Source organism: Sphingobium cupriresistens LL01 (assembly GCF_001046645.1).
Taxonomy (GTDB): Bacteria; Pseudomonadota; Alphaproteobacteria; order Sphingomonadales; family Sphingomonadaceae; genus Sphingobium; species Sphingobium cupriresistens.
In genome coordinates this window covers 1,170,317-1,191,024 of sequence record NZ_KQ130434.1, presented here as the reverse complement: position 1 = coordinate 1,191,024, position 20,708 = coordinate 1,170,317, and the positions used below count along the sequence as shown (strand labels likewise).

Sequence of the window (20,708 nt, the reverse complement as noted above, 5' to 3'; positions counted from 1 at the left end):
TGCCGATCTAGCTATATCCCGCCCTCCGCCACGTCAATTATAAAATCGACGTTTCATCGGAAAATATGGAATGTTTGAAAGTCAAACGGTCGCAAATCCCGGCTTTCCGCCATTTTCGCTGCGCACCGCGATTGCCCTTCGGGCTTATTTCCCGCACCTGTCAGGCTTTGGGGTTGCGGAGTATGCCAAGCCAAGGCAGTAGAGTGTAGACAGAAGCATATATTGGGCGGCGTTCATGGTCCGGGCGCCGCATGGACTTGGAGGCCTTCGTGGCGACAAAAGAGGTCGTGGTAGAATCGGAGCAGATCGCATTGGACACCGCGAGCGCATGGGACAGCCTGCTGGAGGAAATCGCCCACCGGCCCAAACGGGCGACGGAGCGCAAGCAGGATCGCGCCAAGCGTACCGAACAGCAAATATTGAACGCAGCGTTGCGAGTGTTCGCGCGCGACGGCATTTCACGATCGCGGATCGCGGACATCGCGGCGGAGGCCGGCATCTCCACCTCCACCCTCTACGAATATTACAAGAGCAAGGAGGATTTGGCCTATGACGTGCCATTGTCCCACCTCGCCGATTTTTTCGAAAGCTATCATGCGAATGCGGCCAGCCGCACGTCTGCGCGCGAGCGATTGCTGCTCTATCTGGTGATGTCGGCCGATTATGCGCGCGAACATGCCGAATGGGCGCGATTGCTCTATCTGGAAATCTGGCCCAGCGTCTTCGTCAGCGATACCGAGTTGCGCCACAGCATCGACGATTTTACCCGCGTGATCCTGTTCTTGGTGAAGGAAGGCGTCGCCGAGGGTTGGGTCGCGCCAGACCGCAATCCCTATGAGACGGTGGCGCTGCTGATCGGCGGCGTCAACCAGCTCATCATCACCTGGCTGCTCTATCGCAAGCCCAAAAATCTGACGCGCGCGGGCACCGAAATGGCCGAACGGCTGATCGCGATGCTGGAAAATGAAGTCCGCCGATAAGGATGCTCAAACGTCAGAATCTTGTCGGACCACAAGATGTTTAGTCCCGGCATTTGATGGTGCATCATCCCAAGAATGGAAGGATGCGCAATGCCCAAATTATACATCGGGGGCGCACGCCCACCGCGCCGTCGCTTCCGACGATCGGCGGCCTGGTTGTAAATATAGCGTGCCGTATGGCCTTTTACGCAGTCGCGATTGTCGCTTTCGGCCTGTCCACGCGGCTGCTCGGCCGCCATCGGCGCGATCCCGTCGATGCAAAAGCGGCCTGATCGCGGCGCCGCCAATAGATCCAAACCGAAATTTCTTCGTGAATATTCCCATAAACGCTCATATGCTGCATGGAATAAGGGCATTGCTGCCTATTCGATCGGCTTCCCTGCCCCACGGCATCATCATGGAGATCATAGTGCCAGCAAAAGACGTGATTACGGCCCAGCCGTCGGCGGCGCCGCAGTCCGACAATGGCTGGGACAGCTTGTTGCAGGAAATATCGCACCGGCCCAAACGCGCCACTGAGCGCAAGCAGGATCGCAGCAAGCGGACGGAACAACAGATATTGACCGGCGCATTGCGCGTGTTCGCACGCGATGGCATCTCGCGATCGCGCATCGCCGACATCGCGGCGGAGGCCGGCATTTCCGCCTCGACCCTCTACGAATATTATAAGAGCAAGGAGGATTTGGCCTATGACGTGCCGCTATCCCACCTCGCCGAATTTTTCGAAGGCTATCATGCGGCGGCCGCAAACAAGACGACCCGCGAACGGCTGTTGCTCTACCTCGTCATGTCCGCTGACTATGCGCGCGAACATGCCGAATGGGCGCGCCTTTTCTATCTGGAAATCTGGCCCAGCATATTCGTGACCGATACGGACCTGCGCCATAGCATCAATGATTTCACGCGCGTCCTGCTGTTCCTGGTCAATGACGCGATTGCGGAAGGGTGGATCGCGCGCGATCGCAACCTTTATGAAACCGTCGCGCTGCTGACCGGCGGCATCAACCAGATCATCATTACCTGGCTCCTCTATCGCAAGCCCAGAAACCTGACCAAGGCCGGCACCGAAATGGCCGAACGGCTGATCGCCATGCTGGAGATAGAGGCGGGGGCGACGCGATAAGGCGGACCGACGGCGGCGCAATCGGCTCGTCAGGCCGCCCCGAAATGCCCGCGCACGAACCGGCCGATCTGGTCCAGCGATCGATCCGCTTCCGCCAGAAAGGGAAAGAGCGTCCAGATATGCACCATGCCTTCAGCCAGCACCAGTTCGACTTCTCCGCCCTCTTTCCGTACGCCGGCCGCCAGTCGCACGGCGTCATCGCGTAGCGCTTCGGCATCGCTGGCGGTCAGGAAGAGCGGCGGCAAACCATGATGCTGGCCCCAGACGGGGGATGCCAGAACATGAGCGCGCGGATCGCGATCCTCGATATAGACCTTGCCCATTTCCACGATCATCATCCGGTTGATCAGGGGATCGACGCCATCCAGCGTGACGGCCGACTCCCCTTCCCCCGCCAGGTCGAGCAGCGGCGATATCGCGAATGCCGCCAGCGGCATCGGCAGGCCCGCGTCCCGCGCCGCCATCAGGACCGCGATCGCCAATCCTCCGCCAGCAGAATCGCCGCTCACGACCATTCGATCGGCGCCGTGATGGTCGAGCATGGCGCGATAGGCGGTCATCGCATCGTTCACCGCAGCCGGATAGACGTGGTCGGGCGCCAGCCGGTAATCGGGCACGACCACCGGCGCGCCGCAGACGCGCGACAGCCGCTCGGCGAAGTTGCGATAGGCCCTGGCGCTGCCCATGACATAGCCGCCGCTGTGGAAATGCAGCACGGCGCGGCCATCGACGTCGCCCACGCCGGCCGCCGTCACCTTGAGCGCGGCGACCCCGTCCAAATCGATCGCCTCGATCCGGGCGTCGTTCGGGATCGGAAAGTTCGCGCAGAGCGCTTCGAAACCGTCCCGCCACGCACCGATCGGCGCGGTTGGTTCAGGCGTCGCGGCCCGAAACAGATCGATCGCGCGCTGGTGGTCAGCGCGGGTGGACACCCCGGCCATGGCGCGCGTCAGACCGCGGCCGTCGCGTAATCCCGCGCCATCGCCCTGGCGTCCGGGATGACCTTGTCGCCGAATAGCTGGAGCGACACCATCGCCTCGTCACGGCTCATCCCGCCATAGAAGAAACAGCCGGCCAGGCTGATTTCCGGTCCCAGAACGCGCAGGCGCTCCTCGACGCGGGCCAGCACCTGCGCCGGCGTGCCCACGCCCACCTGCGCATCGACATAGGCCTTGGCCGCCGCGTCCACGCCCATTTCGCGCAGCGCGGCGGCGCCTTCGGCATAGGATTGATAAGCGGATGATTTGGCGAAATGGTCGCCGGTCATCTCATAGTGGCGGACGACCGTCTGATAATAATTCCCGGCGTAGGTGTAGGCCAGTTCGCGCGCTTCGTCGGCATCCTCGCGGATCAGATAGAAATCATCCATGATGATATGCGGCTGGCGATCGGGATGATGGGCGCGGAAAGCATCGCGATATTCGTTCAGCAGCGGCAACATGCCATCCAGCGGCTTGGTGACGAAAGTCAGCAGGCGACCGCCAATCTCACCGGCGGTGCGGGAGGATTCGGGCGACATGCCGACGGCGCAGAAACTGTCCGCCAATGACGCGCGCGGGGCGGGATGCACCGGGGTCGGGGTCTGCGGATAATATTTGCCCGTGCCTTCGATCACGCCGCTGCGCAGCGCGCTGAGCACCATTTCGAGCGCTTCGTCGAACCGTTCGCGCGATTCATCCATGGGGATGCCCATATGGCTATATTCCATCTTGGCGAGGCCACGGCCGAACCCGGCGATGCAGCGGCCGCCGCTCAGATGGTCGAGGAACGCCAGTTTCTCGACCACGCGCAGCGGGTCGTTCCACGGCAGGATCACCGCGCCCAGACAGAGCTTAAGCGTCGTCGTCTTCGCCGCGAGATAGCTGAGCGGCAGGAAATTGTCGGGACAGGCGGAATAGTCGATGTCGAAATGATGTTCGGGAGAGCAGCAGATATCGAAGCCCAATCCCTCCACCTTTTCCATCAAGGACAATTCGTCCTGGACGAACTGGAGCGGGCTGCGGATATTGCCGGGATTCTGCCAAACGGGCGTGTAGATAATGTCCATGAACCTCTCCCTCGTTTTCGCCGGGCCGCTGCATGAGCCGCCAATATCGTTCATTATAATATCCGATATATTATCGGATTTATAGCCTTCATCGACCCTGTTCGAGCGCGCGCCTGGTGCGACCGGACGCAAAAACGGCGCCGCTCCCGACGCGGGAACGGCGCCAGTCGCCCCCCTTATTTGATCTTGAACGACATGGTCACGCCATAGGTCGCCGGCATCCCCGCCAAACGGCCTGCCGATGCGCTCGCCGGCACGACTGCGGCGATGTAATATTTGTTGAAGACATTCTTGCCCCACAGCATGACCTTCCAGGCGCCGCCGGGCGCCTCATAGCCAAGCCGTGCGTCCACGGTCGCATAGCCGGGAATCTTGTAGACCAGTCCGATCGGCGCCTGCTTGCGGAACTCGGCGGGATTGTCGGGCCACACGATCCGGCTGCCGCCCAGCGCAGCGTCCTGCGAACTGCGGAAATTGGTCGACACCCCGACGAAGGGACCACCATCGCCCGGTGCGCGATAATCGATCGACGCCGTGCCCGACCATTCGGGTGTGTAGGGCAGCGCATCGCCGAAGGCGCCGAAGTCGTTGACCTCGCCAATGATATTGTAATCGCGTGGCGACACCGGCCCTTTCTGCAGCTTGGAGTTCAGATAGGTGACGCCGCCCGACAGTGTCAGGCCCGCGGCCGGACGGATCGTGACATCCGCTTCGCCGCCATAGATGCGCGACTTGGGGATGTTGATGAGGATGTCGAGCACGCCGAAGAGCGGATCAAGCAGCTTGCCGCGGATCTGCTTGTTCCGGTAATCATAATAGAAGCCGGCCGCGTTGAACTGCACCGCACGGTCGAACAACTGGGCCTTCAAACCTGCTTCATAGGCCGTCACGGATTCCTGCACGACCGGCTGCAGGCCGACATAGCCCGATGCGGCGAGCGCCGGGAAGCTGCCCGCCTTGTAGCCGCGCGAGACGTTCGCATAGAGCAGCGTCGTGTCGGTCACCTTGTAATCGACGCCCACCCGCCAGGAGACATTGTCCTCCTTCAGCGTCTTGCGGAAGGGTTCGCCCGGCACATTATTGTCGTTGAGCGTATAACAGCCCTCCGGCCCGATCGGCGTGAACGGCACAGTGCCCAGCAGACCGCCCAGGAAATTGAACAGGTCGTTGACATAGCCATTAGCGTCCGTGAAACCGCAATTATAGGCTTTGTTCTTGGACTGGGTGTAGCGAATGCCGCCCTTGAGCGTCAGTTGTGAGCTGATATCAAATTCGAGATTACCGAACGCGGCATAATTGGTGATCTTCTGCTTCATCAAATCGCCGCTGAAATTGATGAACATCAACCCGGCATTGTTGGTGTCATTGTCATAATAGCGCAGGTGCTGAAGCTCACTCGTCGTGCTGCGCTCATAATTGCCGCCAATGATATAGCGTAGCGCCGACGTGCTGGCATTGGCGATCCGCAATTCCTGATTGAACGACGTCAGCTTGCCGTCCGACTTTTGGAGATCGAAACCGACCGCGACCACGCCTTCGCCATCCGTGCGCTGATTTTGCTTGAAATGATCATAGGTGGTGATCGACGTCAGGGTCATGTCGTCGGTCAGGTCATAATCCGCCCGGACCGAAGCCTGGATGAAGGTGCGCTTCGACTTGGGCGAAAAATCGGCGAGTTCGTCCGTCGGCGTGCCGGCAGGACCGCCATAGGGATCGACCGAGAAATGGGTCCAGTCGGCGACGCGCGCATTGCCGAAAGCAAAGGGTTGGTTGGCGTAGATGGGCTTTACATTGGTAAAATCGGTAGGACTCATCGCCACATATTGGATCGCCTGCGGATCGGACGTGTCGCGCGACCCGTTCAGGTTGAACGCCAACTTCAACCGCTCCGACGCCTGCCAGTCCAACAGAATGCGGCCGGCGATATAGTCTTGCGATCCGTTGGTGTCGGTCGGGCGCGTGAGGCTATATTGCCAGTCGTTGAGATGGTGCGCCGTCATGGCGATGCGGCCATTGAGATTTTCCGTCAGCGGCCCGCTGACATAGGCATTGCCATCGATCTGGTTGAAGCGACCATAGGTGATGTCGCCGCCGGCCTCGAACGTGTCGGTCGGCTTGGCGGCGATATAGTTGATCGCGCCGCCGGTCGCATTCTGACCGAACAAGGTGCCCTGCGGGCCTTTCAGCACTTCGATCCGCTCCAAATCGAAGGCGGCATGGGACGCCATGACCGGGAAAGGCAATGGCGCCTGGTCGATATAGACCGACACGGCGGGATAGACGCCCAGCGAGCTTTCGTTGAAGCCGACGCCGCGCAGCGTGAAGATGGGCGTGTTGGTGACCGATGGCGTGAAGGTCAGGCCCGGAACGGCGGACGCAACGTCGGAAAGGGATACGATCTTGCGATCTTGCAACTGTTCCGCGCTCAGGGCGGTGATGGTAAGCCCGACCTTGTTGATATTCTCCTGCCGCTTGTTCGCGGTCACGATGATATCCGCATATTGCGAGGGTTGCGCAGTTGAATCCTGTGCTTCCTGAGCCTGCGCGGCGGTTCCCATGACCAGCCCCGCAACACCCGACAATAAAAGCGCCTTTGCAGCGTTCATTTCGGCATCCTCCCATGTTCTTCGCTTTTTACGAAGCCGAATTAGTATCGGGTTTTAGGCGGCATTCTGTCAACCAAAATGAGATATGGTCCTACCAATTTAATATTGGTTATATTTCAGTTATTTAAGTTGGCATATCCGGGCGCGGCCGCCGCGTCCCGCAGCTGATGCGACAAATCCGACACATGATCGATGAATGACTCGCTATATGGATCGATTATTCTTGATGATACAGCTTTCCGCGATGACGGAAGACAAAGCCCCTTACCAACAAAAATCTTCCGCAACGCCTCCATTTTCGCAGGAACAACATTCTGCCGGACTTCTGCGTGGAGTCGTCCAAGCCATTCAACCCGCAAGGCTTTTGATCCAGCGCATTCACCCTGCGATCGGATGACGAAACGCTTTTGGGCGCTACCGAACGGCGACCCCCGCTCGCACCAAGAAGCTGCTTCAATCCGAATTATTTTCGGTTATTATCGAGTCGCAAAAACATGTGCGCGAAAATCGACATGATAGGGAGAGGACGACCATGCCCCAGCACTTGCTTGGCCCTGTTGTGGCGAACAGCGATCGAAACGATGACGTTCGCCTGTCCCGCCTCGCCGTCCGCATCGTCGCGGGCCTGATCGCGCCCATCGCTCTTATATTGACGATCGGCGGCGGCCTGCTCGTCCTTCTGGGCGGCTCGGCCTATTATCTCTTGGCCGGCCTGATGATAGCCGCCGCCGCCATATTCTTGTGGCGCGGCGACCGACGGGGCGCCTGGGTCTATAGCGCGATGCTGGCGGCGACGCTGGTCTGGGCGTGTTGGGAAACAGGCGGCGATCCCTGGGCGCTCGCGCCGCGCATCATCGGCCCGGCGGTCGTCGGTCTGCTGCTGCTATTGCCTGCCGTCCGCAGGGGTTATGGCGCGCCGCCGATCCATAGGGGATGGTTCCTAGGCGGCGGCGTGCTGATGCTCCTGCTGTTCGCCGGCGGCGCCTGGCTGTCACAACCGGTCGCGACCGACCATGCCGCCGCCTGGCCCGCCGCCGCCCCGGCCAGCGAATGGCGACAATGGGGCAATGGTGCAGGGGGCGACCGCTTCGCCGCCGCCACGCAGATTTCCCCTGCCAATGTCGCCCGACTCCAACCCGCCTGGTCTTTCGAAACCGGCGCGAAGCCGCGTCCCGGCGGCGCAGGCGCGCTCGCGTTCGAGGCGACGCCGGTCAAGGTCGGCAACCGGCTGTTCCTATGTTCGCCGCATAATGTCATCTTCGCGCTCGACGCGACGACAGGGCGTCAACTCTGGCGGTTTGACCCGCGGACGAAGGATATGGGCCATGCCTTCGCCAATTGCCGGGGCGTCGCCTATCATGCCTTCGCCGACGCCGCCGCACCCTGCGGCGAGCGCATATACAGCGCGACGATCGACGCCCGGCTGATCGCCATCGACGCCCGCACCGGCGCGCCCTGTCGCGATTTCGGCCGTGATGGCGAAGTGGCACTGGCCGACGGGATCGGCAATTATGCCTCCGTCCTCTATTATGTGACCTCGACCCCAGTCGTGTCGGGCAATGTCGTGATCACTGGCTCCTATGGGCTGGACGGGCAGAAGATGGACCAGCCGTCCGGCGTCGTGCGGGGCTATGACCTGGCCAGCGGCAAGCCGGTCTGGGCGTTCGACCCGGCCGACCCGGAACGGGGCACGCCCAAGGCCCGCTATGCGCCCGGCACCCCGAATATGTGGAGCGTCGCGAGCAGCGACGAGAAATTGGGCCTGGTCTACCTGCCTTTTGGCGTCGCCACGCCGGATTTCTTCGGCGGACACCGTTCGCCCGGCGCGGAGCGCTTCTCCAACGCGATCGTCGCTGTCGACAACCGCACCGGGCGCCCGCGCTGGACGTTCCAGACGGTGCATCACGACCTGTGGGATTATGATGTCGCGGCGCAGCCGGTGCTGACCGACATTCGCGTCGGCAACCGGATGGTTCCTGCGCTGGTCAGCGTCAGCAAGACCGGGCAAAGCTTCATTCTGGACCGTGCGACCGGCCAGCCCCTGTCCCCGGTGGTGGAAAAGCCCGTGCCGCAAGGCGCAGCGCCAGGCGACTGGACCGCGCCGACGCAACCTTTTTCCGTCGCCATGCCCGCCTTTGGTGCGCCGCCGCTGACCGAAGCGACGATGTGGGGCCTCACTCCGATCGACCAGCTATGGTGCCGCATCGCCTTTCGCAAGATGCGCTATGACGGCCCGTTCACGCCGCCGCGGCAGGACTGGTCGATCCAATATCCGGGATCGGCCGGCGGCGTGAACTGGGGCAGCATATCGATCGACCGGCAACGGCGCATCATGATCGTCAACAGTACCAATATGCCCTCGCTCAATCATCTCATCAGCGCGAAGGAGGTGCAGGCGCTGGGGCTGGCGCCGATGGGGACGCCCGGACAAAAGCCGTCGCTGGAGCGATTTCGCCTGGGCGTGCCGCAGACGGGCGCGCCCTATGGCGCGCAGAACCATATGTTCCTCTCGCCGCTTGGGGTGCCGTGCATCCAGCCGCCCTTTGGGACATTGAGCGCAGTCGATCTGGACAGTCGTAAATTATTGTGGAGCCAGCCGATCGGCATGGCCGACAGCATGGGACCAATGGGCATACCCTCGCGCCTGCCCTTCACCATCGGGCTGCCGACGCTGGGCGGATCAATCACGACGGCCAGCGGCCTGACCTTCATCGCATCGACACCAGACCATCGGCTGCGCGCGGTAGAGACGGCGACCGGGCGGCTGTTGTGGCAGACCCGCCTGCCCGCCAGCGCCAACGCGACTCCGATGACCTATGTGGGGGATGACGGGCGGCAATATCTGGTGATCGCGGCGGGTGGCAGCGCCGCATTGGCGAGCAACGAACGCAATGTGCTGGTCGCATATGCCCTGCCGCAGGTCAGCCGACGCTGACCCGCGACAGCGCGGCATTTAACGGGCGAGCAGGCCGCCATCCACGGGCAGGCTGATCCCGTTGACGAAGGGGCAAAGGTCTGACAGCAGCCAGCGCGCCGCCTGCGCCACATCGTCGGGCTGGCCGAAGCGACCGACGGAATGGCGCACCAGCAGCGGTTCGAGCGCGGCGGCGAACCCCGCATCGTTGAACAGCCGTTCTTCCGTCATCGGCGTGAGGATCAGGCCCGGCAATACCGCGTTGACGCGCACCTGCGTTTCCCCAAATTCGCACGACGCCGCGCGGGTCAGGCCGGTCACGCCCGCTTTGGACGTGGCATATTCGGCCATGTTGGGTGATGCCGCCACCGCCGCGCCGGACGCGGTGTTGACGATGGCGCCGCCGCCAGTCCGCCGCATCTGCGCGATTTCATGCTTCATGCACAGGAATACGCCGTTCAGGTTGATGTCGATCACGCGGCGCCATTCGGCATAGCTAAGGTCCGGCACGATCTTGCTGGCGAATTCGATGCCGGCATTGTTGAACGCGCCGTCCAGCCCGCCAAAGTGCGCCACCGTCGCCGCGACCATGGCGGCGACCGATTCGTCGTCGGCGACGTCGCACGCGACAAAAGCCGCTTCCCCGCCATCGGCGCAGATCGCTTCGGCAGCCGCAGCCCCCGCATCGGCGCTGCGGTCGGCGATCATGACCCGCGCGCCATCCTGGGCAAACAGGTTCGCTGCGGCCCGGCCGATGCCGGAAGCTCCGCCGGTCACGATGATGATCTTGTCCTTGAGCATGTCAGTCCTCTCCTCAACTTCTAAGCCAGACGCCAGAAAAACTGTCATTTTTATCGGAAATTTTCTGGATTTTTCCGTTATGCTGTCCGGATATAGAGATTTCCCGCCAATCTCGTCAATATTTTCCGATAATATGTCGGATTGACAATAGACAGATTGATCGGCAGAAACGGCCATAGGCACGAAGCATCCGACATATCGGAGCGGGGAGAGGAAAGCCGCATATGCCGTCAGATAACAAGCCCCTCCGCCGCGCATGTCCTGCGTCCCTTCGTCACGCCTGCCCCGCATGGCCATGCCGACCCGGAACGCCGTAATTCCCTGATAGCCAGAAGCCGGGGCGGCATGTCGATCAGCCCCGCCGCCCATATCGCCGGAGAGAGAGATGAAATTTTTTGAAGACAGGATGCGGTTCGGGATTTTCATGGGACCATATCACCGGCCCACGCTCAATCCGCTCGTGGCCTTCCAGCAGGATATGCAGACCGTCATCAACCTGGACGAACTGGGGTTCGACGAAGCGTGGATCGGCGAGCATCATTCGGGCGGGATCGAGACGATCGGCAGCCCCGAACTGTTCATAGCCGCGGCGGCGGAACGCACCAAGCGCATCAAGCTGGGCACCGGCGCGATCACCCTGCCCTATCACAACCCTTTATGGGTCGCCGACCGGATCGTGCAGCTCGACTATCAGACGCGCGGCCGGATGATGTTCGGCGTCGCGCCGGGCCAGTTGGTGCAGGACGCGCAGATGATGGGCCTGCACCCCTCGCAGAACCGCCAGCGGTTGCAGGAAGCGCTGGAAGTCATCATCCCGCTGTTCAAGGGCGAACGGGTGACGCGCAAGACCGACTGGTTCGACTTGCAGGATGCGCGGCTCCAGATGCTGCCCTACTCCAATTTCGACATGGCGACGGTCAGCGTCCTGTCCCCATCCGGCCCGCTGCTCGCCGGGCGGCACGGCATGGGGATGTTGTCGGTCGCGGCGACCGACCCGGACGGGATCGAAAAGCTGCTGGGCCATTGGGAGATCATGGAGCAGGAGGCCGCAAGCCACGGCCAGCCCAAGCCGTCGCGCAAGGATTGGCGCCTGATGGGACCGATGCACCTGGCCGAAACCATGGAGCAGGCCAAGGAAGATGTCCGTTACGGCCTGTCGCTGCTGGAAGATTATCGCGCGCATATCAATCCCGCGCCCGACATCGACTGGTGGGACATCGACAAGATCGTCGACATGCTGAACGAAAGCGGCGCAGCCGTCATCGGCACGCCTGAAATGGCGCGGGCGCAGATCAATCGCCTGATCGAAAAGTCCGGCGGTTTCGGCACCTATCTGCTGATGGGGGTCGATTGGGCGCGCTATCCCGCGACGGTGCGCAGCCATCAACTGTTCGCCGAGGAAGTGATGCCCTATTTCAACGGGCTGGGCGATCCGCTGCGCAAGAGTTTCGAGGAGGTCATGGCGACCGGCTATGCCGGGGCGCAACTGACCGCCGAAGCGCAGGCATCCATGCTCCAGAAATATAAACGCGGATCGGTCTGAAGACGCGCGTTATCGCGACCGACAGCAGGATGCTGGCCGCACGATCGGCCCGGCGCGCAAGAGAGGATGAGCGACATGCCGATAGCCTATAGCGACGACGAAACCATGGTGCTGGAGTTTCTGGACCATTGGGAAAGCTGCAATATCGACGTCCTGCTCGGCTATTTCGCGGAAGGCGCCAGCTATATCGACATGCCCCTGCCGCCGCGCCACGGAAAGGACCAGATCCGCATTTATCTGGATACCGTATTTTCCGCCTTTTCGGTACGGATCGAAACGCTCAACATCGCTTCGCGCGACTCTGTCATCTTCACCGAACGGGTGGATTATCTGCAATCCAATGCCGACCCGTCCGTCGTCGTGCCGCTGCCGGTCACCGGCGTCATGGAAGTGCGCGATGGCAAGATCGTGGCCTGGCGCGACTATCTGGACCTGCGCACGGCGGAGGAAGGGTTGGGCATCGCCATACGCCCCGCCGATGCGGCGATGACAGGCATTGCCCGCACGCAGGAACAGGCGGCATGACCGCCGGAACGCTGGCGCTGTTCATCGCCGCCACCCTCTTCCAACTTGCCGGCGCGTCGATCCTGCCAGCAACCCGTGGAATGACCGCGCCGCTGCCCAGCTTCGCCGTGTTCGCCTGCTATGCGATCGGTCTGGTCTGCATGGCGCGACTGGTCGTGTCGGGGGTGAACCTGAGCCTGCTGATCCCGATCATCACGCTCGCGATCATCATCGGATCGGTTGTCGTTGGCATCACCGTCTATGGCGACAGCCCGTCGTCGATGAAGCTCGTCTGGCTTGCCGGGGCGGTGGTCTGCATGGGCCTGTCCTTCACCGCCTGAGCCACAGCCGCAACGACAAGGGAGAGGCATATGACACGGATATTTGACGGCAAGGTCGCGTTGGTGACCGGCGGCGCTTCTGGAATCGGCGCGGCGTTCGCGCGCACCATCGTGCGCGATGGCGGCCGGATCGCGATCGCCGATCTCAACGAGGATATGGGGCAGGCGCTGGTGGCCGAACTGGGCGCCGACAAGGCCAGCTTCACCCGCACCGACGTATCGCGGCAGGAGGATGTCATCGCCTTTGTCGACGGGGCGGCGGTGCATTTCGGGCGGATCGACATATTGTTCAACAATGCCGGCATCGGCGGCATGGGCACCACGCTGGACCTGGACGTGGAGACATTTCGCCGGGTGATAGAGGTCGATCTCTTTTCGGTATTCTACGGATGCAAGGCCGCGTTACCGCACATGTTGCGCAACGGATCGGGGGCGATCGTCAACAATGCCTCCATCGCCGGGATGCTGGGCGATTTCGGCATGACCGCCTACAACACGGCCAAGGGCGGCGTGGTCAACTACACCCGCGCGCTGGCGATGGACATGGCCAAGTCGGGCATCCGCGTGAACGCCGTTTGCCCCGGTTGCGTCGACACGCCGCTATTTGCGGGGCTGAAGGCCGCCCAAAGCGTGTTCGACAATTTCATTCGCGCGGTGCCGATGGCGCGGATCGGCCAGGCCGAGGAAATAGCCGAGGTCGTCGCCTTCCTGGCGTCGGACAAGGCGTCCTATATGACCGGCGCGGTGGTCCCGGTCGATGGCGGCATCACCGCCACGTCCGGCTTCCCCGATCTCGCGCCGTTCATGGAGATATTGCAAAAAGGCTTCAACGCATGAGGGCGGCGGCCATTTCGGAGCGATCGCCCAGGTCATGATCCGGCTGACCCGCCTTGTCGCCGCGCTGTTGCTGCTCGTCGGGCTGGCCGTCGCCGTGGGCGGGGCTTATCTGATCTGGCTGGGCGGATCGCCCTATTATCTGCCGGGCGGTATCGTTGTGGCCTTGAGCGGCTGGTGGCTGTGGCGCGGCGACCGCCGGGCGGGATGGCTTTATGCGCTGTTCCTGACGATCACGATCGTCTGGGCGCTGTGCGAAGTCGGTTTCGATGGCTGGCAACTGACCGCGCGGATCGTCGGCCCGGCGCTGTTCGGCGTTCCTTTCCTGCTGCCCTACATCCGCCGCCGGATCGGCAAGGGCGCGGTGGCGGCAGGGCTGGCGGGCATGGCGGGCTTGCTGCTGATCCTTGGCTGCGCGCTCCGGTCGCCGATGGAGATTGCGGCGATCCCCGGCCGAACCGCCACCCAGATCGCCATCCCCGGCGATCCGGGACTATGGCCCGTATGGGGCCGCGACGAAGCGGGCACCCGTTTTTCACCGCTAACGCAAATCACGCCGACAAATGTCGAGAAGCTCCAACTGGCCTGGACCTTCGACACTGGTCACGACCCCATGAACGCACCCGTCCCAAGCCCGCTGCAATCCACGCCGCTGATGGTGGACGGCAAGCTGCTGCTCTGCACCCAGACCAATATCGTCTTCGCGCTCGATCCCGAAAACGGCAAGCCGCTCTGGCGTTTCGATCCGAAGGTCGATCCCAAGGGCGGATCGGCGGTGCGCACCTGTCGCGGCGTCGCCTATCATGACAATGGTGCGGCAGCCTCCACAGCCTGCCCGCGCCGCGTCATCACCGCAACCTATGGCGCGCAACTGATCGCGCTGGACAGCGCCAGCGGACGCCCCTGCCCCGGCTTTGGCAAGAGCGGTTTCGTCGATCTGAACGCCGGGATGGGCCGCACCGCGCCCGGCCTCTATTATATCAGTTCCGCGCCGGTGATCGTTGGCGACGTGATCGTGCTGGGCGGATGGGTTGCCGACAATGTCAGCACCGACGAACCGTCGGGCGTGATACGCGGGTTCGACGTCACGACCGGCGCGTTGCGCTGGGCGTGGGATATGGGCAATCCGAACAATGCGCACGGCCCGGCGCCGGGCGAAGCCTATACCCGATCCACACCGAACAGCTGGGCGCCGATGAGCGCTGACACGAAGCTCGGCCTGGTATTCGTTCCCACAGGCAATGCGACGCCGGATCATTTCGGCGCCTATCGCTCCCCCCAGTCGGAGAAATATGGCAGCTCCGTCGTCGCCCTGGATGCCGCGACCGGCGCGGTGCGCTGGTCGTTCCAGACGGCGCATCACGACCTGTGGGACTATGACGTCGCGTCGCAGCCGACCCTGATCGACTTGCCCGCTTCCGGCGGCACAATCCCTGCGCTGGTCCAGCCGACCAAGCGCGGCGAATTGTTCCTGCTCGATCGCCGCACCGGCAAACCCTTGGCCCAAGTCCGCGAACAAGCCGCGCCGCAGGCAGGCAAGGCGCCCGAAGAACGGCTTTCTCCCACCCAGCCCTTTTCCATTGGGATGCCGTCATTGGCGGGCGGGCGGATCACGGAACGCGATATGTGGGGCATTACCCCGATCGACCAATTGTGGTGCCGCATCCAGTTCCGCAAGCTGCGCTATGACGGTCCGAACACGCCGCCGGGACTCACCGAATCCCTGCTCTACCCCAGCCTGGGCGGGGGCATGAACTGGAGCGGGGTGTCCTATGATCCCGAACGACGGCTGCTGATGGTCAACAGCATCTCTTATCCCACGCTGATGCAGCTGGTCCCGCGCGCTGCCGCAGGCGGCGGCAAGGGGCCGGGGGCGAGCCATAACGCCACCGATTTCGCCGCGCCGCTGCCCATGGCGGGCACTCCCTATGGCGCGCGGCTGCGCGGCTTCACCAGCCCGCTCGGCACGCTCTGCCTCGCGCCGCCCTATGGCCGTATGACCGCGATCGACATGACGACGCGCAAAATCGCCTGGCAGCGCCCCGTCGGCACCGTGCGCGACAGCGGCCCGTTGGGGCTGAAGGTCGGCCTGCCGATCCGCATGGGGATGCCCGGTTTCGGCGGCACGCTGGTCACGCGCAGCGGCCTCACCTTCTTCGGGGGCGTGAAGGAACGCGCCTTCCGGGCCTTTGCGACGGATACGGGCAAGATGCTTTGGTCGGTGCGGATGCCCGCCAGCGGCAACGCCAATCCCATGACCTATTTGGGGCCGCGCAGCGGACGGCAGTTCGTGGTCATCGCCGCCACCGGCCATGTCACGTCGCAATCCTTTCCGCTGGGCCGCACCTTCCACGCCTATGCACTGCCACAGGAGGGCAAATGACGCATGACCATGCCGCCGGATCGTTCCGGCACAGCGAATTGCTGCTGGAAACCAGCAGCCATGACGAACGCGAATGGGTGCCTGCCGCGATGGAGGGCGTATGGATGCGCCCGCTGATGTTCGACACCGTGTCGGGCGCCTGGGTGAATGTCACCCGCATCCGTAGCGAAGGCAAGATCAGCCGCCACGCCCATGCCTGCCCGGTCCAGGCCTATGTGCTGTCGGGCCAGTGGCGCTATCGCGAGCGCGACTGGATCGCCACCGCCGGCCAGTATCTGCTGGAGCCGGCGGGCGACACTCACACGCTGATCGGCCTGCCCGGCGGATCGGAAACATTATTCTGGATCGCAGGATCGCTGATCGAACTGGATGATGACGACCGGCCCGTCGGCCAGTCCAACGTCTTCACCCGTATCGAACAGAGCGCCGCCCATTTCGAGAAAGTCGGCCTGGGCCGCGACTATGTCCGTCGCTATATCCGCTAGGGGACAATCCGTAATGACCGCCCTGACCGATCCGTTGACGCTGCCGTGCGGCGCGACGCTCAAGAACCGCATCGTCAAAGGCGCGATGACCGAAGGCATCGCCACGCCCGACAATCGCGCGACCGCCGATCATGCTGCGCTTTATGGCCGTTGGGCGCGGGGCGGCGCGGGGCTGTTGCTGACCGGCAATGTCCAGATAGATCGCCGCTTCGTTGAGCGACCGGGCAATGTCGCGATCGACGGGAATGGCGGACTGGAGCAACTGGCCGCCTACGCCGCCGCGGGGCGCGAAAATGATGCACATATCTGGATGCAGATCAATCATCCGGGCCGTCAGGCGGGCGCGTCACCCGAAATCTTCGTCGCGCCTTCGGCCATGCCGCTGGTCGGCGGCGCGGGCATGTGTCGCGCGCTCACCGCTGCGGAAATTCACGATATTCTGCGCCGGTTCGTCCATGTCGCCGTTACCGCGCGCGACGCCGGTTTTACCGGCGTACAGGTCCATGCGGCGCACGGCTATCTGCTGTCCCAGTTCCTCAGCCCCCTGACCAACAAGCGCGACGACGACTGGGGCGGCAGCCTGGAAAATCGGGCGCGATTGCTGCTGGACGTGGTCGGAGCCATCCGTTCGGCCACAGGCGCGGATTTTCCGATTTCCGTCAAGCTCAACAGCGCCGATTTCCAGAAAGGTGGCCTGACCGAGGAGGAATCGATCCAGGTCGTCCACTGGCTCTGCGCGGCGGGCATCGACCTGCTGGAAATTTCCGGCGGCAGCTATGAATCGCAGGTCATGGTGGGCCGCGAACAGGATGGCACGCTGTTAAAAAAGGCCTCCACGGTGGCGCGCGAGGCCTATTTCCTGGATTTTGCGGCACGGCTGCGCCCGCATGTTTCCGTCCCGCTCGCGGTTACGGGCGGCTTTCGCAGCCGCGCCGCCATGGCGCAGGCGCTGGAAGCGGGCGCGCTCGACGCCGTCGGCATCGCCCGCCCGCTCTGCCTGGACGCAGGGTTGATCGACGCGCTGCTCGATCGGCGGATCGACCGACTGCCATCGCCCGACGACCAACCGGGGACGCAGGCGCAGGCGACCATCGCCTATTATTTCAACCAGATTCGCCATCTGGCGGCTGGAGAACCGATTGAAATGGACATAGACTGGCAGGCGCAACTGGATCAGCACAGCGCCTATGACGCGGCGCTGACCCGGCGCTATCTGGCGAGCTTTGCCGCATGAGCGCCCGCCCCTTGATCGACTTGGACGGACGCCATATCGCGATTGTCGGCGCGGCGGGTGAACTGGGCGCGGCCATGACGGCGCTGTTGCTAAACCTTGGCGCGCATGTGCTGGCGATCGACCGGGATGCAGCCGCGCTGGACGCCATGGCCGGTCCGTCGCGGCTGCGTGCCATCGTCGCCGATGTCGTGGACGAAGCGGCGATGGCGCGCGCCTTTGACGGACTGGACGCCCCGCTCGACGGGTTGGTCAACGGCGCGGGGATCGAAAATGCGGCGACCCTGCTAGACGCGCTCGACACCACGCTGTTTCGCCGGGTGATGGACGTCAATGTGACCGGCATGTTCCTGGGCATGAAATATGGCGTGCCCAGGATGCGCAGGCCCGGCGGATCGATCGTCAACATCGCCAGCACTGCGGGGGTCAAGGGCGCGGCGGGCATGAGCGCCTATGTCGCGAGCAAACATGCGGTCATCGGCCTGACCCGCTGCGCGGCGATTGATTATGGCCCGGTGGGTCTGCGCGTCAATGCGCTGTGCCCCGGCCCGCTGGAAGGCCGGATGATCGATGCGATCATGGGCAGCCGCCCCGGCGAACCGTCCGACCGCGCGAAGGCGCGCATGGCGGCGATCCCCAGCCGTCGCTTCGGCGCGATGGCGGAGGTGGCGCAGGCGGCGGCCTATCTGCTGTCGGATGCGTCGGCCTATGTCAACGGAGCCTGCCACATGGTCGATGGCGGCATATCGGCAATATGATGCGAACGGGAGGACGCGACTTGCAGAGCATATCCCTGCCCACCGGCGCGACGATCGCGCTGGACGATAGCGGCGGCGACGGGGGGACGGCGATCCTGTTCAGCCATGGCTATATGATGAACCGATCGATGTTCGCGCCGCAGATCGCCCATTTCGCCGACCGCTGGCGCTGCATCGCGTGGGACGCGCGGGCGCATGGCGATACGGTCTGGGAAGGGCCGTTCGATTATTGGGATTCGGCGCGCGACATGCTGGCGATGATGGACGCGCTGGGCCTCGACAAAGTGATCCATGTCGGCATGAGCCAGGGCGGGCTGGTCGGTATGCGCGCGGCGCTGCTCGCGCCAGAGCGTTTTCATGGCCTCATCCAGCTTTCGACCCAGGCGGGCGAAGCGCCCAAGAGCGACGATAACAGTTTCGCGCGCCACATCAGCGACTGGATCGCCAACGGCCCTGACCCGGAAAAGCTGGGGTTTTTGAGCAGCTTCATCCTGGGACCAGGTGTCGACCACCGCCACTGGCACGACGCCTGGGCGCGCGTGACGAAGGCGCAGGTGCGCGACGCTACCGGCGCGCTTGGCTCGATCGACCCGCTGTTCCACAGGCTCCACGAAGTCACGATGCCGGTGGCGGTCATCCATGGCCTTGCCGACGTCGCCACCTCGCACGAACTGGGGCTGTTGACGGCGCAGGGCGTTCCCGATCCGCGTGTGGTGACATTGGTGCCGGGCGGTCCCCATGCCGTGAACATCAGCAATCCGCGCCGGGTGAACCGGGCGATCGAGGACTTCATCCTCGAACTGGCAAGCGAAGATCCAACGATAAGGCAAAAGACATGACCGCAATCGACCTGACGAACAAGATAGCCCTGGTCACGGGCGGCGCATCGGGCATCGGCAAGGCCTGTGTCGAAGCGCTGCTGGCCGCCGGCGCCAAGGTGGTCATCGCTGACCTGAACGGCGATGCGGCGCGGGCGCTGGCCGCCACGCTCGGCCCCAATGCGGCGGGCACGGCGGCGGACACGACCGACGAGGCGTCCTGCTTCGCCATGGTGGCCTTTGCGAAAGCGCAGTTCGGCGCACTCCACATCGCGATCAACAATGCCGGCGTCACCAGCACCCACACGCCGATCAGCGAACTGTCCTTTGCCGAATGGCGGCGGGTGGCGGCGGTGAACATGGATGGCGTGTTCCTGAGCCTGAAAGCCGAAATTCCGGCGATGCGCGATGCGGGCGGCGGTGCGGTCGTCAACATCGGGTCGGTCATGTCCGCCGTGGCGGCGCCGGGCGCATCGGCCTATACGACCTGCAAGCACGCCATCGTCGGCCTGACCAAGGCGGCCGCACTGGAGGGCGCGCCGATGGGTATTCGCGTCAATGCGGTTGGGCCGGGCTATGTCGAAACGCCGCTGCTCCAGCAAGCCACGCGCGAAAAGATGGGAGAGATTGCCGCCCTGCACGCGCTGGGCCGCATCGCCCAGCCAGAGGAAATCGCCGCTGCCGTCTGCTTTCTGGTGTCCCCGCTCGCCAGCTTCATGACCGGCGCCTATCATCCGGTCGATGGGGGTTATCTGGCGCGATGAAGCGCCAGAAACTCACAAAATGACGCCTGCCGCAACATCAAGGGCGATGATCGGTATTTCCCGTCGGCAACGCTGCTGATACTCGATCTGGGCAGGTTGTTCGCGCGTGATATGATCCCAATAGGCGCCACGGCCCTCGCCCGTAATCACGCGGGCGTGGGCGGTTGCGCCGTTTCCGCCGACTTGCACGCGACATTGGGGATTGGCCATCAGGTTGAGATACCAGCTTGGCGGCTCTTCGGTCCCGCCGCGTGATGCAACGATCAATATGTCGCCGTTGAACCGATAATATTGCAACGCCGTGCTGAGCCAATTCCCGCTTTTGCGCCCCATATGATGCAGCAAGAGACAGGATACCGGACCTCCCGGCGTCCCAATGACGATGGGATCCCAATAATGCGCGGCGACCGGATCGGACAAATAGAGTTGCCGATGCTTTTCCAGTTCCTCTTTCACGAGATCGGGCAGTGCCTTCAACTCGTCCTTGGACAGGTTCCTGTCGCGAATGTCATCCATTTTTTCGGAGGTCATTTCCTGCTCCTTACCGAACATGCCAAGGGGATTGAAAAGGCGCGT

The 20,708-nt window shown here is 63.2% G+C and carries 19 protein-coding genes; 14 read left to right on the top strand and 5 right to left on the bottom strand.

Translation table 11 applies throughout. The annotated features are described in order from the left end of the window. The first annotated feature begins 269 nt into the window (after nucleotides 1–269). Both V473_RS05745 and V473_RS05735 read left to right on the top strand, forming a co-directional pair. Nucleotides 270–980, top strand: coding sequence for a TetR/AcrR family transcriptional regulator (locus V473_RS05745; protein WP_066605147.1), 711 nt, complete (start codon nucleotides 270–272; stop codon nucleotides 978–980). A gap of 409 nt (nucleotides 981–1,389) precedes the next feature. Then, complete coding sequence (locus tag V473_RS05735) at nucleotides 1,390–2,103, top strand: TetR/AcrR family transcriptional regulator (protein WP_242496014.1); 714 nt, start codon at nucleotides 1,390–1,392, stop codon at nucleotides 2,101–2,103. A gap of 29 nt (nucleotides 2,104–2,132) precedes the next feature. Here the strand turns inward: V473_RS05735 and V473_RS05730 are convergent, their stop codons facing one another. From V473_RS05730 to V473_RS05720, 3 genes are all read right to left on the bottom strand, one after another. Continuing rightward, the gene (locus V473_RS05730) at nucleotides 2,133–3,044 is read right to left on the bottom strand and encodes an alpha/beta hydrolase (RefSeq protein WP_066601403.1); all 912 of its coding nucleotides are present in this window, start codon (nucleotides 3,042–3,044) and stop codon (nucleotides 2,133–2,135) included. 8 nt (nucleotides 3,045–3,052) lie between these two features. Then, complete coding sequence (locus V473_RS05725) at nucleotides 3,053–4,150, bottom strand: LLM class flavin-dependent oxidoreductase (protein WP_066601402.1); 1,098 nt, start codon at nucleotides 4,148–4,150, stop codon at nucleotides 3,053–3,055. Between the two features lie 176 nt (nucleotides 4,151–4,326). Then, nucleotides 4,327–6,756, bottom strand: a complete 2,430-nt coding sequence (locus V473_RS05720) for a TonB-dependent receptor (RefSeq protein WP_082678982.1) — start codon at nucleotides 6,754–6,756, stop codon at nucleotides 4,327–4,329. 208 nt (nucleotides 6,757–6,964) lie between these two features. Between V473_RS05720 and V473_RS23455 the strand changes: the two genes are divergently transcribed. Together V473_RS23455 and V473_RS05715 are read left to right on the top strand one after the other, a co-directional pair. Then, nucleotides 6,965–7,153, top strand: a complete 189-nt coding sequence (locus V473_RS23455) for a hypothetical protein (protein ID WP_129926537.1) — start codon at nucleotides 6,965–6,967, stop codon at nucleotides 7,151–7,153. Between the two features lie 135 nt (nucleotides 7,154–7,288). Continuing rightward, nucleotides 7,289–9,691 carry a membrane-bound PQQ-dependent dehydrogenase, glucose/quinate/shikimate family gene (locus V473_RS05715; protein ID WP_082678981.1) on the top strand — a complete coding sequence of 801 codons (2,403 nt, stop codon included), beginning with the start codon at nucleotides 7,289–7,291 and terminating at the stop codon, nucleotides 9,689–9,691. Between the two features lie 18 nt (nucleotides 9,692–9,709). On the opposite strand, the gene V473_RS05710 is transcribed toward V473_RS05715, so the two are convergent. Next, complete coding sequence (locus V473_RS05710; protein ID WP_066601399.1) at nucleotides 9,710–10,471, bottom strand: SDR family NAD(P)-dependent oxidoreductase; 762 nt, start codon at nucleotides 10,469–10,471, stop codon at nucleotides 9,710–9,712. A 385-nt stretch (nucleotides 10,472–10,856) separates the two neighbouring features. Here V473_RS05710 and V473_RS05705 point away from each other — a divergent pair, with 385 nt between their 5' ends. The 10 genes from V473_RS05705 (at nucleotide 10,857) to V473_RS05660 (ending at nucleotide 20,132) form a co-directional block, all read left to right on the top strand. Next, on the top strand, nucleotides 10,857–12,014 hold the full coding sequence (locus V473_RS05705) for an LLM class flavin-dependent oxidoreductase (protein ID WP_066601398.1): 1,158 nt from the start codon (nucleotides 10,857–10,859) through the stop codon (nucleotides 12,012–12,014). 75 nt (nucleotides 12,015–12,089) lie between these two features. After that, complete coding sequence (locus V473_RS05700) at nucleotides 12,090–12,539, top strand: nuclear transport factor 2 family protein (RefSeq protein WP_169793913.1); 450 nt, start codon at nucleotides 12,090–12,092, stop codon at nucleotides 12,537–12,539. Then, nucleotides 12,536–12,859 carry a hypothetical protein gene (locus tag V473_RS05695; RefSeq protein WP_066601394.1) on the top strand — a complete coding sequence of 108 codons (324 nt, stop codon included), beginning with the start codon at nucleotides 12,536–12,538 and terminating at the stop codon, nucleotides 12,857–12,859. The genes V473_RS05700 and V473_RS05695 overlap by 4 nt, the downstream gene beginning before the upstream one ends. 30 nt (nucleotides 12,860–12,889) lie before the next feature. Next, nucleotides 12,890–13,696, top strand: coding sequence for a meso-2,3-butanediol dehydrogenase (locus tag V473_RS05690; protein WP_066601393.1), 807 nt, complete (start codon nucleotides 12,890–12,892; stop codon nucleotides 13,694–13,696). A 34-nt stretch (nucleotides 13,697–13,730) separates the two neighbouring features. Continuing rightward, complete coding sequence (locus tag V473_RS05685) at nucleotides 13,731–16,076, top strand: membrane-bound PQQ-dependent dehydrogenase, glucose/quinate/shikimate family (protein WP_066601391.1); 2,346 nt, start codon at nucleotides 13,731–13,733, stop codon at nucleotides 16,074–16,076. Beyond that, nucleotides 16,073–16,561, top strand: a complete 489-nt coding sequence (locus V473_RS05680; RefSeq protein WP_066601389.1) for a 2,4'-dihydroxyacetophenone dioxygenase family protein — start codon at nucleotides 16,073–16,075, stop codon at nucleotides 16,559–16,561. The genes V473_RS05685 and V473_RS05680 overlap by 4 nt, the downstream gene beginning before the upstream one ends. A 13-nt stretch (nucleotides 16,562–16,574) precedes the next feature. Next, nucleotides 16,575–17,795 carry an NADH:flavin oxidoreductase/NADH oxidase family protein gene (locus V473_RS05675; protein ID WP_066601387.1) on the top strand — a complete coding sequence of 407 codons (1,221 nt, stop codon included), beginning with the start codon at nucleotides 16,575–16,577 and terminating at the stop codon, nucleotides 17,793–17,795. Next, entirely contained in the window at nucleotides 17,792–18,550 is a 759-nt protein-coding gene (locus tag V473_RS05670) for an SDR family NAD(P)-dependent oxidoreductase (protein WP_066601386.1), read from the top strand. The genes V473_RS05675 and V473_RS05670 overlap by 4 nt, the downstream gene beginning before the upstream one ends. A gap of 20 nt (nucleotides 18,551–18,570) precedes the next feature. Beyond that, nucleotides 18,571–19,389 carry an alpha/beta fold hydrolase gene (locus V473_RS05665; protein ID WP_066601385.1) on the top strand — a complete coding sequence of 273 codons (819 nt, stop codon included), beginning with the start codon at nucleotides 18,571–18,573 and terminating at the stop codon, nucleotides 19,387–19,389. Beyond that, nucleotides 19,386–20,132, top strand: a complete 747-nt coding sequence (locus V473_RS05660; RefSeq protein WP_066601382.1) for an SDR family NAD(P)-dependent oxidoreductase — start codon at nucleotides 19,386–19,388, stop codon at nucleotides 20,130–20,132. Before V473_RS05665 ends, V473_RS05660 begins: the two co-directional genes overlap by 4 nt. 12 nt (nucleotides 20,133–20,144) lie before the next feature. Here V473_RS05660 and V473_RS05655 read toward each other — a convergent pair whose 3' ends face one another. Beyond that, entirely contained in the window at nucleotides 20,145–20,663 is a 519-nt protein-coding gene (locus V473_RS05655) for a nitroreductase family deazaflavin-dependent oxidoreductase (RefSeq protein ID WP_165363607.1), read from the bottom strand. Between the last annotated feature and the right edge of the window lie 45 nt (nucleotides 20,664–20,708).